This is a genomic window from Paracoccus bogoriensis, assembly GCF_019431455.1.
Classification (GTDB): domain Bacteria; phylum Pseudomonadota; class Alphaproteobacteria; order Rhodobacterales; family Rhodobacteraceae; genus Paracoccus; species Paracoccus bogoriensis.
The window spans coordinates 19932-34172 of the sequence record NZ_JAHYSR010000012.1; the positions used below are offsets into that span (position 1 = coordinate 19932).

Consider the following 14241-nt stretch of genomic DNA (forward strand, 5'->3'; position numbering starts at 1 on the left):
CACGGCCGCACCCCCTTGCTTGCGCGCGCCCGCGGTGGTCTATCTTGAGCATGATGAAATCCGACAACCCCGCCGATCCCTTCAAGAAGGCCCTGACCGAGGCCACCCGCGCCCTGTCGGGCGAGAGTGAACTGAACGTGACCTTCAGCGCGGACCCGGCCGGGGTGACGGGCGACACGATGCGTCTGCCTCTGGTCAGCCGGCGGATGTCGCGTGACGAGGTGCTGCTGGCGCGCGGCACAGCCGACGCCCTGGCGATGCGGATGCGTCATCACGACCCGGCGACCCATGCGCGCTATGCCCCCGCAGGCCCCATGGCGCGCGAGATCTACGAGGCGTTGGAAACCGCGCGCTGCGAGGCGCTTGGCGCGCGGGACATGCCGGGCGCGCTGTCCAATATCGACGTGCGGATCGGTGCGGATGCCGACAAGAAGGGTTATTCCCAGATCAGGTCGCCTGCCGATGCGCCCTTGTCGGTGGCAGCGGGTTATGTGCTGCGTCAGGCGGCCACCGGGCGTGCCCTGCCGCCCGGCGCACAGCATGTCGCCGATCTGTGGCGCCCTTTCATCGAGGAACAGGCCGGCGGCGCGCTGGCCGATGTGGAGGCGGCGCTTGCCGACCAGGCGTCCTTTGCCCGCCTTGCCCGCAGGATCATCAGCGACCTGGGCTATGGCGATCAGTTGGGGGAAGACCCGGACGAGCCGCAGGAAGACGACCGCGACGAATCCGCCGATGAGAAAGAGGAGGAATCCGGCGACAACCAGTCCCGCGACCAGGACGACAGCGACGAGGCCGAGGCCAGCCCCGAACGCAGTCAAGAGCAGACCCGTGACGAACGCCAGGCCCAGGTCAGCCTGGAGGACGACTCCGAAGACGAGATGTCCGACGAGGCCGAGGCGCCCGAGGCCGAGTCCCCGCCCGACCTGCCGCCTCCGGTCAGCGAAGCAAGCCCCGATTACAAGGTCTTTGCCCAGACCTGGGACGAGGAGATCCGCGCCGAAGATCTGGCCGACCCGGCCGAGCTGGAGCGCCTGCGCGCCTATCTGGACAAGCAGCTCGACCCCCTGCGCGGTGCCGTCAGCCGTCTGGCCAACAAGCTGCAGCGCCGCCTTCAGGCCCAGCAGAACCGCAGCTGGGAATTCGACAAGGAAGAGGGCGTGCTGGATGCGGGCCGTCTGGCGCGGGTCGTCGCCAACCCGACCATGCCCCTGTCCTTCAAGGTCGAGAAGGACACCGAGTTCCGCGATACGGTGGTGACGCTGCTGATCGACAATTCCGGCTCGATGCGGGGGCGGCCGATCAGCATTGCCGCGATCTGCGCCGACGTTCTGGCCCGCACGCTGGAACGTTGCAGCGTCAAGGTCGAGATCCTGGGCTTCACCACCCGCGCCTGGAAGGGCGGTCAGTCGCGCGAGGCCTGGCTGGCCGGCGGGCGTCCGGCCCAGCCCGGCCGTCTCAATGACCTGCGCCACATCATCTACAAGCCCGCCGATGCGCCCTGGCGCCGGGTGCGGCCCAATCTGGGCCTGATGATGAAAGAGGGACTTCTGAAGGAAAACATCGACGGCGAGGCGCTGGAATGGGCCCATAGGCGCCTGCTGAAGCGCCCCGAGGCACGCAAGATCCTGATGGTGATTTCGGATGGCGCGCCGGTCGATGACAGCACGCTGTCCGTTAACCCCGCGAATTTTCTGGAACGTCATCTGCGCGATGTGATCGCGATGGTCGAACGCAAGCGGGCGGTTGAGTTGCTTGCCATCGGCATCGGCCATGATGTGACGCGCTATTATCAGCGCGCGGTCACGATCACCGATGCCGAGCAGCTGGCCGGAGCCATCACCGAACAGCTTGCCGCCCTGTTCGACACCGACCCCCGCAAGCGCGCGCGCGTTCTGGGCATCGGATCGCAGCGGCGCGGTTGAGCCCCTTGCCTGGCCTGCGATCAGAACGCATGGGGCAGACATGGCCTGCTTCATCGGCGGACAGGACCGGAAAATGTCGCCGAAACATCCTTGACCATCGCGAACCGCCCGCGACCCGTGGTGCGGCGACATACCGGCATCAGGAAGGGCGCGGTGCGCTATCCGGTCCAGGCCATCGCGACCATCCCCGATGCGGGGCTACAGAAATTGGTCATGGGCCTGACCCGACCATTCTGCCATGCCGTTGCTGCGGGGTTGGACGGCGGATCGCGTCCTTGTCGCAGCCCATTGCGATCCGGGACGGGTCCGGGGTTCGCTGCAGCGTGCCGGACTGCTTTTTGACATCGCCGCCCGGCGTCCGACCTGCCGGCAGCGAAAGAGCCAACACGGCAAGCCGTCCGGCGCCTGGCTGCTCGCGTCAACCCGCGCCGCCTTGTCACTCGCCGCGTCCCGAACCGGATCAGAGACCCGGTCGGCTGCGGGACAGACGGCTCCGGCCGACATTCCGTCCTGCGCTTGCTTGTCGCACCCCATCCCACGAGGTTGCGGGGAACCCCCGGCTTTGCTGCCGCGTTGCCCGGTTGAGAGAACAAGGACCGAGGTTGAGAGAACAAGGACCGAGCATGAGATGTCCCATAATCACGAACCCCCCAAGGCGGCCTCGCGCCACAAGCCCGCGCTGATCGCGATTGCGGCTGCCCTGCTGGCCGCTTTGATCGCCTTCATGGTCTTTCGTCCCGGTGTCGTCGAAGAAGGCGGCGATGGAATAGCCAGCACCCCGCCACCCGCAGATGTCACGACAACAGAGGCCGAGGGCCTCGAGGAACAAACCGCGCCCCCGGTGACATCCGACGCGCTGACCTCTGAGCCCGCCCCGGCAGGCTCGCCCGTGAACGACGCCGCGACCCCGAGCCAATAAAGCATCGCGCTTTCCTCTTCGGCATCCTGACGGTTTCGTGACCGCCCATGCGCGATGACTTTGTCCCCGTCCTCTGAGATAAACGCAAGAAACGTGCGGCAAGCACGGACAGGCGATGGTCTTGGAAAAAAGGGAACGGGGCAGGATGAAACATCTGGTCAGGCTGCTGCTTGGGGTGATGATTGTGGTCGTGGCGGTGGCGTGTTCCCGAACGCCGCCAAGGACCAGCGCTCCGCAGATCGGACGCGGGGTGATGGAGGTCTCGCCTGGCCCGGGCGCGAACCCTGCACTTGGCGACCGCGCACCCCATCCCTGGAGCGGCGGCTCGCCCTATGTGCACCAGGTCCACGGCATCGACGTGTCGCGATGGCAGGGGGACATCGACTGGATGCGCGTTCGCAATGCGGGCATCAGCTTCGCCTTCATCAAGGCGACCGAAGGAGGCGACCATGCCGACCCGAATTTCCGCCGCTACTGGGCGCAATCGGCTCAGGCCCGCATTCCGCGGGGGGCCTATCACTTCTACTTCTTTTGCCGCACGGGGGCCGAGCAGGCGCGCTGGTTCATCCAGAATGTCCCACGCGAGGCCGGATCGTTGCCGCCCGTGCTGGATCTTGAATGGACCAACTCGCGCAATTGCCCACGCCGTCCCCCGGCCAGCGAGATCCACCGCGAGGCGAATATCTTCCTGGATATCGTCGGGCGGCATTACGGGCAGCGGCCGATCATCTACACCACCGTAGATTTCTACCGCGAGAACGACATGGGGCGCATGAATGCGGAATTCTGGCTGCGCTCGGTCGCCAATCACCCCAGCGTGACCTATCCGGGACAGCGCTGGACCTTCTGGCAATATTCCGGCACAGGCATCGTCCCCGGCATCCAGGGGGACACTGACCTCAACGCCTTTGTCGGCTCGGCTCAGGACTGGGCAAGATGGTTGCAGAGACGAATGGTCAGGTAAGACGGGCACATCGCTGGCTGATGGTGGAATTCGCGGCGCTCTATATCGGGGCGCCGCTTGTCATTGCGCTGTTCCTGCCGCCGGGGCAATTGTTCACCGCGCTGGCTCTGGTCAGCGTCGTGGGCATGGCGCTGCTGTGGCATACGGGCGGTTTTCAATGGCGGACGCTGGTGCGCGGCTGGCGGCGGATGCCATGGCTTGAACTGGCGGGGATCAGCGCGGCCACATTGGCGGCGGGCTGGATCATCCTGTCGCTGATGCGCCCCGAGGCGTTGTGGTTCCTGCCACGCAACCGGCCCGATTTCCTGCTGGTGCTGTTCCTGCTCTATCCGCTTCTGTCGGCGCTGCCGCAGGAACTGGTCTTTCGTCCGCTGTTCTTTCATCGCTATGGGGCTATCCTGCCCAACGGGCAGGGGGCAATCGCGCTGAATGCAGGGATCTTCGCCTTCGCGCATCTGATGTACTGGTCCTGGATCGTCGCGGTGATGACCTTCATCGGCGGCTGGATCTTTGCGCGCGCCTATCTGCGCCACGGCTTTCCGGCGGCCTTTGTCCTGCACGCCGTGGCGGGAAATCTGCTGTTCGCGATCGGAATGGGGGTCTATTTCTACACCGGCAATGTCACGCGCCCGTTCTGAGCGCCGCGACAATGGTTGACTTCCCGCGCGTCCCGCGTTTTCTGCGGGGGCTGGAAACACGGGGACCAAGATCATGCACGCCTATCGCAGCCATACCTGCGGCGACCTCAAAGCCGCCCATGCCGGTGAAACCGTCCGTCTGTCGGGCTGGGTGCACCGGGTGCGCGACCACGGGGGCGTGTTGTTCGTCGATCTGCGCGACCACTATGGCATGACGCAGGTTCTGGCCGACAGCGATAGCCCGGCCTTTGCCGCCATGGACAAGCTGCGCGCCGAAACGGTCATCCGCATCGACGGGCGGGTGAAGCTCCGCGACGCCGCCTTGGTCAACCCCAAGCTGCCCACCGGCGAAATCGAGGTCTATGCGACCGAGATCGAGGTTCTGGGCCCCGCCGAGGAATTGCCGCTGCCTGTTTTCGGCGATCAGGAATACCCCGAAGAGACACGGCTGACCTATCGCTTTCTCGACCTGCGCCGCGAACGCCTGCACAACAATATCATGCTGCGCTCGCGGGTGATCCGCTCGATCCGCAACCGGATGTGGGATCAGGGCTTTACCGAATTCCAGACGCCGATCATCACCGCATCCTCGCCCGAGGGCGCGCGCGACTTCCTGGTGCCCTCGCGCCTGCATCCGGGCAAGTTCTACGCGCTGCCGCAGGCGCCCCAGCAGTTCAAGCAGCTGATCATGGTCGCGGGCTTCGACAAGTATTTCCAGATTGCCCCCTGCTTCCGCGACGAGGACCCGCGCGCCGACCGCTCGCCCACCGATTTCTACCAGCTGGACATCGAGATGTCCTTTGTCCGGCAAGAGGATGTCTTTGCCACCGTCCAGCCCGTGATCCAGGGCCTGTTCGAGGAATTCGGCGGCGGTCGCCGCGTCGATCCGGACTGGCCGCTGATCCCTTATGCGGAATCGCTGCTGAAATACGGCACCGACAAGCCCGACCTGCGCAACCCCATCAAGATGCAGGTCGTCAGCGATCATTTCCGCGGCTCGGGCTTTGCCATCTTTGCCAGGCTGCTGGAGCAGGAGGGCACCGAAATCCGCGCCATCCCCGCGCCCACCGGCGGCAGCCGCAAGTTCGCCGACCGCATGAATGCCTTTGCTCAGTCGCAGGGCCTGCCGGGCATGGGCTATATCATCTGGCGCAAGGCCGAAGATGGTTCGACCGAAGCTGCCGGCCCCATTGCCAAGGCGCTGGGGCCCGAAAAAACCGAGGCGATCCGCCTCCAACTGGGTCTGGGCGAGGGCGACGCGGCTTTCTTCCTGGGCGGCAAGCCCGAGCAATTCGAGCCGGTGGCCAGCCGCGCCCGCACCGAAATCGGTCGCGAACTGGGGCTGATCGACGAAAATCAGTTCAAGTTCGCCTGGATCGTCGATTTCCCGATGTATGAGAAGACCGACGACGGCAGGATCGACTTCAGTCACAACCCCTTCTCGATGCCGCAGGGCGGGATGGAAGCGCTGGAGGGCGATCCGCTCAAGGTGCTGGGGTATCAATACGATCTGGCCTGCAACGGCTACGAGCTGATTTCCGGCGCGATCCGCAACCACAAGCCCGAGATCATGTTCAAGGCCTTCGAGATTGCGGGCTATTCGGCCTCGGAGGTGGAAAAGCGCTTCGGCGGCATGGTCAAGGCCTTCCGCTATGGCGCACCCCCGCATGGCGGCTGCGCCGCTGGCATCGACCGGATCGTGATGCTGCTGGCCGACGAGGTGAATATCCGCGAGGTCATCATGTTCCCGATGAACCAGCGGGCCGAGGATCTGATGATGGGCGCGCCCAGTGAGCCCACGAACGAACAGTTGCGCGACCTGCGCCTGCGCGTCCTCCCGCGAGAGTGACCTTGCGGCGGGGCAGGTTCGTGTTCCGTAACGTCCGCGCTTTGCCAAAGCGCTTTTCGCAACAGGCTTTGGTCGCTTAACATCCTTCCCGAGGACGGAGAACAGTCCCGGGGAGGAAGCATGAACGACGACGCATCGCCGCCACGGCCGTGGCTGGCGTCCTACGGCACATCCATACCGCGCGACCTGCCGGCGCCACGATATCGCAATCTGGCGGATCTGGCCGACCAGACCTGCCGCCAGAACGCCGCCCGAACGGCCTTCACCTGCGTCATGCCCAACGGCATGAACGGCAGTCTGTCCTATGCCCGATTGGCCGAGTTGTCGGATGCCTTCGCGGCCTTTCTCCGGGTCGATTGCGGTTTGCAGCCGGGCGACCGCGTGGCCGTGCAGCTGCCCAATGGGCTGGCCTATCCGGTCGCGGCCTTCGGCACGTTCAAGGCGGGCTGCGTCCTGGTGAACACGAACCCGCTCTATACCGCGCCCGAGATGATCCACCAGTTCCGCGACAGTGGCGCCAAGGTGCTGGTCATCGTGGACATGTTCGCCGACAAGTTGGCCGAGGTGATTCCGCAGACCGGTATCGACACCGTGGTCGTGGCGGGCGTGTCGGAATTCTTCCCGTCCCTGCCTAACCTGATCGTGCGGGGGGTGCAGAAATACTGGAACCGGGTTCTGCCGCCCGTGCCGGAGCTGTCAGTCCGCAGCCTTCGCCTGCGCACGGCGCTGAAGGCGGGGCGCGCGCATCGCGTGACTGTCGCGGATTACTGGCAGGGCGCGGGCCGCGATGATCTGGCGCTGCTGCAATATACGGGCGGCACGACCGGGGTGGCCAAGGGGGCGATGCTGACCCATGGCAATATCCTGGCCAATCTGGACCAGGTTCATGCGGTGTCGGGCGGGGTGATGACGCGCGACGATTGCGTGCTGACGGCGCTACCGCTTTATCACATCTTTGCCTTTACCGCGAACCTGATGACCTTTTTCGCACTGGGTGCGCGCAACATCCTGATCCCTTCGCCGCGTCCGGTGCAGAACCTCCAGCGCGCGATCGAGAACTACCCCGTGACCTGGATGACCGGGGTGAACACGCTTTTCAACGCCTTGCTGAACGAGGAATGGTTCGCGGCCTATCCGCCCCGCCGGCTGCGCGCGGCCATAGCGGGCGGCACGGCTCTGCACCAGGCCGTTGCCCGGCGTTGGCGGGCGATGACCGGCACGCCGCTGGCCGAAGGATACGGCCTGACCGAGACGGCCCCCCTGGTCAGCTTCAACCCGATGGACGACCGCGCGCGCCCCGGCAGCATCGGCCTGCCGGTGCCGGGCTGCGAGGTGATGCTGATGGACGATGACGGCCGTCCTGTCCCGCAGGGTCGGCCGGGTGAACTGGCCGTGCGCGGCCCGCAGGTGATGCGCGGCTACTGGCAACGCGATGACGAGACCGCGCGTGTCATGCGCGACGGCTGGCTGCTGACCGGCGATGTTGCGGTGATGGACAAGGATGGCTTCCTTCGGATCGTGGACCGCAAGAAGGATCTGGTGCTGGTCTCGGGCTTCAATGTCTATCCCAACGAGGTCGAAAATGTCCTTTCCCTGATGGAAGGGGTGCTGGAATCCGCCGTCGTTGCCATACCCGATCCCAGGACCGGCGAGGCCGTTCGCGCCTATATCGTGCCCAACCCCGACCACCCGGGCGAGCTGACCGAGTCCGATATCGTCGCGCATTGCCGCACCCATCTGACCGATTACAAGCGGCCGCGTTCGATCGTCTTCCGCGATGAACTGCCAAAATCCCCGATAGGCAAGATCCTCCGCAAGGATCTGAAGGCCGAGATCGCCCGTGAATTCGCCCGAAAGGCTGCGCCATGCTGACGGAAACCGAAACGACGCTGCTGGGGATCATGATGATGGTGATCATGCTGGGCATGGGCGCCTCGATGACCTGGCGCGATTTCCTGATCGCGTTCCGCAAGCCCAGGGGGATTCTGGTCGGACTTGTGTCGCAGTATGTCATCATGCCGTTTCTGGGCTATGCCCTGGCGATGCTCCTCGACCTGCCTCCGGCAATGGCCGTAGGCCTGATCCTGATCGCCTGTATGCCGGGAGGGACGACCAGTAACATTTTCGCCTATTTCTCCAAGGGTGTGCTGGCGCTGTCGATCATGATGACGACGGTCTCGACCCTGGTCGCGGTGGTGACCGTGCCGCTTCTGCTGAGCTTCTATAGCGGGCTGGCCGGGGTGACGGGTGAATATGTCATCCCCGCTGGCAATATTGCGCAGGTGCTGGCGGTGCTGCTGGTGCCGACCGTGCTGGGCATGGTTCTGCGAAAGGTCAACGCCAATGTCGGCGCCACGATCGAGCTTCTGGGTGCGTTGCTGGGTGTGGTCGTCATCCTGTTCCTGATCGGATCCTGGGTGCCGCGCAACTACGGGATGTTGCTGGACACGGGCCTGCCGGTCTATGTCGCGGCCATCGGGATCGGCCTGACGGGGATGTTGCTGGGCTACTGGCTGGCGCGCGCGTTGCGGCAGGACAGCAATCGCGCCCGCACCATCAGCCTTGAGACGGGGATCCAGAACGGGCCGCTGGCTGCGCTTGTGATCACGCTGACCTTCACCGGCACCCAGCAGCAGGAGGTGCTGTTCATACCGGTTCTCTACAGTCTGTTCATCGTTATCACCTCGTCCTTCGTGACGCTGTGGTATCGCCGGCAGGCCACCGCCGAGGCGCTGGCGCGCGAGGCGGCCAAGATCCGGGTCTGAGCCCTACATCTCGGCCACGCGGGACAGGCGGTCATGGACCAGCGTGCTGACCCGCGCCAGGTCGGCGGCCACCGCGTGCCCTGCCTCGTGGTCGCGGACCAGGGCGTTGGCGGCCTCTTCCAGCGCCCTGTCACGGGCCGAGCGCGCGACCCCGGCCAGAAAGCGAGCGATATAGTCGATTTCGGTCGTGTCGCTGGCCTGTGTCAGCACCTCGGCCGCATGGGCCAGATCGTCGCGCAGACCCGTCGGGTCCGGCTGGATCATGTCATCGGGCACGATCCGCGGCCCCGGGCCGGTCTGTTCTGGCGGCATGGCTGACAGGATCGCCTGCTGGAACTGCGCAAGGCTTTCGACGGGCTTCAACAGGAACCCGTCCGCACCAGCCGCAAGGGCCACGCCTTGGGCATCCGGGTCGCCCGAGATGCCCAGAATCACCGGCACGCGATGATCGGCCCGCGCCAACTTGCGGATCAGATCGGCGCCATCACCATCCGGCAGACCAAGATCCACGATCACCACGGCGGGCCGGTATGTCTGAAGATGGCGTGCCGCCGACGCCAGGCAATCCGCGCGGCGAATCCGCGCACCCGAGCGCAGGCAGAGCAGCCGCACCGCCTCGCTGGCGAAACGCGAATCCTCGACCACCAGGACCGTCAGCCCGGTCAGAGGTCGCTTGGGCAGTGTTAAACGCCACATGGGCAAGGGCTTTTCGACGGCGTGCTGATGATGTGTCTGCATTGGTTCGATCCCCTGAACGGCTTTGCGTCAGTAAAGACCCGAATCGCTAATGCGCGGTTAACCGCACCCGCTTTTCCTTTTCTCTACCTGTCGAAAGGCGTAGAAGGTGTAGCAGACGGAGAAAAAGATGATCGGACGCCTGAATCACGTGGCCATCGCCGTGCCGGACCTTGCGGCATCCTCGGCGCAGTATCGCGACACGCTGGGCGCGGTGGTCCATCCGCCGCAAGACGAGCCCGATCACGGCGTCACCGTGGTCTTCATAGATCTGCCGAACACGAAGATCGAACTGATCGCCCCGCTGGGCGACGACAGCCCTGTCGCGGCTTTTCTGGAACGGAACCCGGCAGGCGGCATTCACCATATCTGCTACGAGGTCGCCGATATCCTGGCCGCGCGCGACCGGCTAAAGGCGGCGGGGGCGCGCGTCCTTGGCTCGGGCGAGCCGAAGATCGGTGCGCATGGCAAGCCGGTGCTGTTCGTGCATCCCAAGGATTTCAACGGCTGCCTGATCGAACTGGAGCAAGTCTGATGAGCCTGACCGGCGGAATCGTCCTTTACGCATCCTTGTGGTTTCTGACCCTGTTCGTCGTCATGCCGATCGGCCAGCGCAGTCAGGCCGATGCGGGCGAAATCTTGCGCGGAACCCATGCCGGCGCCCCGGCTGGTGTGCCTTGGCGGCGCAAGCTGATCTGGACGACGCTGATCACATCGGCGACCTGGGCGGTGATCGCTTTCATCATCTTCGGCGAGATCATCACCCGATCCGATATCTCGCATCTGGACCAGCTGATCCGCTGACCTTGTGGTAAAGATGCGCAAATGCCGCCGCCGCCAGCAAGGGCAGCGCGATGTTCAGCAGCGGCACGGTCAGCCCCGCCGCGACCAGCGCACCCGTGATCAGGATCGTCCCCGCATGGCGCTGGCGCAGACGATGTGCCTCGGGCTCTGACAGGTGGCGACGCGCGGCCATCTGGAAGAACTCGCGCCCCAGAAGCCAGCCATTCGCCAGGTAGAACAGCACCGGCGCCAGCGGGCCCAGAAAGGGTGCCAGCAGCAGCGCCACGATGCCGATGCCAAGCACCGCCGCCATGACCGCCAGCGCTTCCAGCAAGGAATCCATGAAATCCAGCGAGACACCTTGCCGGTCGGGGTAATGCCGACGTTCGACCTCGGCGGCGACATTTTCGGCGAAGAGACCTGAAAAGAGGGCCGCAACCGGCGCCATCAGGAAGAATCCCATCAGCGGAAACAGCGCCAGCGAGCCCCAGGACAGGACCGGACCGATCTGCACTTCGCCCAGCCAGGGCAGCGAGAAGCCGCCCGGCACCATCAGCCGCAGTGCCCAGAAAATTGCGGCCTGGAGGGCGATGAACAGTCCGATCGTCAGCGCCACGCCTGCCAGAACAAGCCGCAGCGCCGCGGGCCTCAGCAAATCCGCCCAGCCAAGCGCCAGGACATGCAGCGCGCGCATCATTCCAGCCAGGCCGTCTTGGCCTCGATATTTGGTCGGGGGCGGTCGGGCGGGGCGTCACCGGAACTGCCAATATGGATCAGCCCGGCCACACGCTCGCCGGGCGCGAGGCCCAGATGGGCCGCCGCGAAATCCTGGTTCAGCGCGGCAAACCCTGTGAGCCAGCTCGCCCCCCAACCAGAGGCCAAAGCCGCGTTCACCAGCCCCAGACAGACCGCGCCCGCCGACAGAACCTGTTCCCATCCGGGCACCTTGGGGCTTGCGACCGGGCTGTGGATCACCCCGACAATCAGCGGCGAGGACAGAGCCGCGGCCGCCTTTTCGGCAGCGGCTTCGTCTTGCCCGTCATCCAGAACCGCCTTGTGCAGAAGCGGCTTGAGACGGTCCAGCGCCGGTCGCGTCAGGACCAGAAAGCGCCACGGTTCCAGTTTGCCGTGGTCGGGGACACGGGCGGCAAGGGTCAAAAGGCGCATCACCTCGGCCCGATCAGGCGCCGGCTCGGCCAGAAGTTTGGGCGGATGCGACCGTCTGGTGGCCAGAAAGGCCAGGGCGGCGTCGTTTCTTTTTGACATCTTCGGTTCCTCCGGCAGGGATCAGATGCGGCGTTCCAGCCGGTAATTGCCCTCGGGCAGGTTCAACGCCGCGCGCAGTTCGGCCAACTGATGCATGGTGAAGGTGATGCGGGCCACTTCGTCGCCGTGCTCGCTCATCTGTTCGATCACAACGCGGTCATCGAAGGTCAGAATCACCACGTCTTCGTTCAGAGGGCGGGTGTTCGGCTCGGCTTCGTCGATCAGCGTGATCACGGTGGCGTCGAAATCATGTTCGATGGTGAACATCGCATCCTCCTGTCATGCAAGCCCGACAATCGCGTGATTGCGCGCCGGGCACAAGCGCCGGGGGTTTGCAGGGGCTGCTGCCGCGGGATATGCTTGGCCGAACAGGAATGACGGCAGGATCGAGGCAGAGCGATGGGTCTCAGGTTGAACAGGTTTCCAGCACTGATCCTGGCAGGGCTGCTTGCCCTTGGCGCCTGTGCGCCCATGCCGATGGATGTGGCTGCGCCGGGCGGGCCGGTTCCTGCGCCCGTGGCCACGCGGGTGACGCTGCCGCCGGCGGCGGCGCCGCATCAGGGCACGCCGGATGCTGCTGCCCGCACATTCGTTCAGGTCATGCGCCGGATGGAACCTGTCGTTCGCGAAGAATGCCTGCTGCGCCGGACGCGCCCGATCAGTTGCGACTTTACCTTTGTCGTCGATGATCGCCCCAACCAGGAACCCAACGCCTTTCAGACCGTGGACCGAAACGGGCGCCCCATCGTGGGCTTCACCCTCTCGTTGATTGCCCAGACCCGGAACGCCGACGAGATCGCCTTTGTCGTCGGCCACGAGGCTGCGCATCATATCCTGAACCATCTTGACCGCCGCTCGGGCGCGGCTTCGGCGGCTGCGGTTGTGCTGGGAACGCTGGCCTCGGCCTATGGCGGCGATGCCAGCGCGATCGAGCGCGCGCAGCAGATCGGCGCGACGGTCGGTTCGCGCTATTACTCGCGCGAGTGGGAGCTGGAGGCCGATTATCTCGGTTCGATCATCGCGCTCAATGCGGGCTTCAATCCGATCAACGGCGCCCGCCTGTTCGAGCGGATCCCGGACCCGGGCAATCATATTCTGGGCACGCATCCTTCGCGCGCACAGCGGATCGCCCAGGTTTCGCGCGCCGTCAGAGATGTGGAAACGGGCCGCATCCGATAGAAGGCCACTGTCTGGCAACTTGCGCACCCGCAGTCCCCGACCGGCAGATCGGTCTGTGGACCCCTGCGGCGGGGGATTCAGGGTTGTGTCCCCAGGGTCGCACGGCAACCGCAAGGTGAAAAAAATTCTTCGTCTGCAACAAAAGACTGGCGAGTCGGCGGATTTCTGCTTTACTTCCTGTTAACTGCGATTGATCGCAGATTTGAATTGACATGGTTGACGCGCGTCGGCCGCGGCAGGAAGGATAGTGGATGATCGGGGTCGTGGTCTGGACGAATGTGTCACGCGAGAAGGCGATCATCTGGTGCGAAGACCAGGCGACATTGGCCTATCTTCAGGGACGCGCCAATCTTGTCGAGGCCGAGGGCCGCTGGCCCGAGCCCGGCGACCTTGTCGAACTTGAGACCCAGACCATCGGCAATCTGCGTCACGCGCTGGTCGTGTCGATATTGTCGGAACAAAGCTGCCCGCAACTGCCGCGTCTGCTGGCCGAATCCCGGCCAGCGGCCGAAGCGCGTCCGCGGGTGGTCAATCTGCACAACGATCAGAGGCAGAGCGACCAGAGGCCGAGCGTTTCGCAGGGACTGGCCTTGCCCCGCATGAGGACAAGTGCGGCGGGCTGAACCCGCAGCACTTTTTCAGAGCCCGCGCGCCAGCGCCGCAACGCCGGTTCGTGCCAGATCGACCAGTCCCAAAGGCCGCATCAGATCGGCAAAGGCATCCAGCTTGGTCGGCGTGCCCACCAGTTCGAACACAAAGCTCTCCAGCGTCGAATCGACCACGTTCGCGCGAAAGATTTCGGCGATGCGCAGCGCCTCGACGCGCTTTTCGCCCTGACCGCGAACCTTGAACAGACCCAGTTCGCGTTCGACGGCAGGCCCCTCGACGGTCAGGTCATGGACCTCGTGCACCGGCACGATCCGGCCAAGCTGCGCCTTGATCTGTTCGATCACGGCAGGCGTGCCGCGCGTGACCACGGTGATGCGAGAGCGGTGCCCCTCGTGGTCGATCTCGGCCACGGTCAGACTGTCGATATTGTAGCCGCGCCCGGAAAACAGGCCGATCACGCGGGCCAGGACGCCCGGTTCGTTTTCGACCAGGACGGCCAGGGTGTGGCTTTCCTCGACCTGGGAATGGGGGTCGCGCAGGTCATAGGCCGAATGGCGCGACATGCCCTTCTGGATGTTCAATGCGTTCATGACTTTGCCCTTTCCTGTCCGG

The 14241-nt window shown here is 64.9% G+C and carries 16 protein-coding genes; 11 read left to right on the top strand and 5 right to left on the bottom strand.

Annotated elements, in window-relative coordinates:
* Positions 1-50 precede the first annotated feature (50 nt).
* From cobT to KY389_RS07690, 7 genes are all read left to right on the top strand, one after another.
* Positions 51-1922: a cobaltochelatase subunit CobT gene (cobT, locus tag KY389_RS07660; protein WP_219830387.1), complete on the top strand. Its 1872-nt coding sequence runs from the start codon at positions 51-53 to the stop codon at positions 1920-1922.
* A 628-nt stretch (positions 1923-2550) separates the two neighbouring features.
* Complete coding sequence (locus tag KY389_RS07665) at positions 2551-2841, top strand: hypothetical protein (protein WP_219830306.1); 291 nt, start codon at positions 2551-2553, stop codon at positions 2839-2841.
* A 145-nt stretch (positions 2842-2986) separates the two neighbouring features.
* Positions 2987-3805 (top strand): glycoside hydrolase family 25 protein, encoded by an 819-nt coding sequence (locus tag KY389_RS07670; protein WP_219830307.1) that lies wholly within the window; start codon positions 2987-2989, stop codon positions 3803-3805.
* Complete coding sequence (locus tag KY389_RS07675; protein WP_219830308.1) at positions 3778-4443, top strand: CPBP family glutamic-type intramembrane protease; 666 nt, start codon at positions 3778-3780, stop codon at positions 4441-4443. The genes KY389_RS07670 and KY389_RS07675 overlap by 28 nt, the downstream gene beginning before the upstream one ends.
* 73 nt (positions 4444-4516) lie before the next feature.
* The gene (aspS, locus tag KY389_RS07680; protein ID WP_219830309.1) at positions 4517-6292 is read left to right on the top strand and encodes an aspartate--tRNA ligase; all 1776 of its coding nucleotides are present in this window, start codon (positions 4517-4519) and stop codon (positions 6290-6292) included.
* A 120-nt stretch (positions 6293-6412) separates the two neighbouring features.
* Positions 6413-8164, top strand: coding sequence for an AMP-binding protein (locus KY389_RS07685; protein WP_219830310.1), 1752 nt, complete (start codon positions 6413-6415; stop codon positions 8162-8164).
* The gene (locus KY389_RS07690) at positions 8158-9057 is read left to right on the top strand and encodes a bile acid:sodium symporter family protein (RefSeq protein ID WP_219830311.1); all 900 of its coding nucleotides are present in this window, start codon (positions 8158-8160) and stop codon (positions 9055-9057) included. The genes KY389_RS07685 and KY389_RS07690 overlap by 7 nt, the downstream gene beginning before the upstream one ends.
* A gap of 3 nt (positions 9058-9060) precedes the next feature.
* Here KY389_RS07690 and KY389_RS07695 read toward each other — a convergent pair whose 3' ends face one another.
* A complete protein-coding gene (locus KY389_RS07695; protein ID WP_425517154.1) occupies positions 9061-9795 on the bottom strand; it encodes a response regulator in 735 nt (244 codons plus the stop codon).
* A 127-nt stretch (positions 9796-9922) separates the two neighbouring features.
* Between KY389_RS07695 and mce the strand changes: the two genes are divergently transcribed.
* Together mce and KY389_RS07705 are read left to right on the top strand one after the other, a co-directional pair.
* Complete coding sequence (gene mce, locus KY389_RS07700; RefSeq protein ID WP_219830312.1) at positions 9923-10327, top strand: methylmalonyl-CoA epimerase; 405 nt, start codon at positions 9923-9925, stop codon at positions 10325-10327.
* Positions 10327-10596 carry a DUF1467 family protein gene (locus KY389_RS07705; RefSeq protein ID WP_219830313.1) on the top strand — a complete coding sequence of 90 codons (270 nt, stop codon included), beginning with the start codon at positions 10327-10329 and terminating at the stop codon, positions 10594-10596. Before mce ends, KY389_RS07705 begins: the two co-directional genes overlap by 1 nt.
* Here the strand turns inward: KY389_RS07705 and KY389_RS07710 are convergent.
* Genes KY389_RS07710 through KY389_RS07720 form a run of 3 tightly spaced genes read right to left on the bottom strand, consistent with a single transcriptional unit; the run spans position 10553 to position 12108 of the window.
* Entirely contained in the window at positions 10553-11272 is a 720-nt protein-coding gene (locus KY389_RS07710; RefSeq protein WP_246588017.1) for an EI24 domain-containing protein, read from the bottom strand. The genes KY389_RS07705 and KY389_RS07710 overlap by 44 nt on opposite strands.
* Entirely contained in the window at positions 11269-11841 is a 573-nt protein-coding gene (locus KY389_RS07715; protein ID WP_219830314.1) for a nitroreductase family protein, read from the bottom strand. The genes KY389_RS07710 and KY389_RS07715 overlap by 4 nt, the downstream gene beginning before the upstream one ends.
* Before the next feature lie 21 nt (positions 11842-11862).
* Positions 11863-12108, bottom strand: coding sequence for a hypothetical protein (locus KY389_RS07720; protein ID WP_219830315.1), 246 nt, complete (start codon positions 12106-12108; stop codon positions 11863-11865).
* 144 nt (positions 12109-12252) lie between these two features.
* On the opposite strand from KY389_RS07720, the gene KY389_RS07725 reads away from it, so the two are divergent.
* Both KY389_RS07725 and KY389_RS07730 read left to right on the top strand, forming a co-directional pair.
* Positions 12253-13020 carry a M48 family metallopeptidase gene (locus KY389_RS07725; RefSeq protein ID WP_246588018.1) on the top strand — a complete coding sequence of 256 codons (768 nt, stop codon included), beginning with the start codon at positions 12253-12255 and terminating at the stop codon, positions 13018-13020.
* Positions 13021-13271: 251 nt separating this feature from the next.
* Entirely contained in the window at positions 13272-13643 is a 372-nt protein-coding gene (locus KY389_RS07730) for a hypothetical protein (protein ID WP_219830316.1), read from the top strand.
* Positions 13644-13658: 15 nt separating this feature from the next.
* Here the strand turns inward: KY389_RS07730 and ilvN are convergent, their stop codons facing one another.
* A complete protein-coding gene (gene ilvN / locus KY389_RS07735; RefSeq protein WP_219830317.1) occupies positions 13659-14219 on the bottom strand; it encodes an acetolactate synthase small subunit in 561 nt (186 codons plus the stop codon).
* Between the last annotated feature and the right edge of the window lie 22 nt (positions 14220-14241).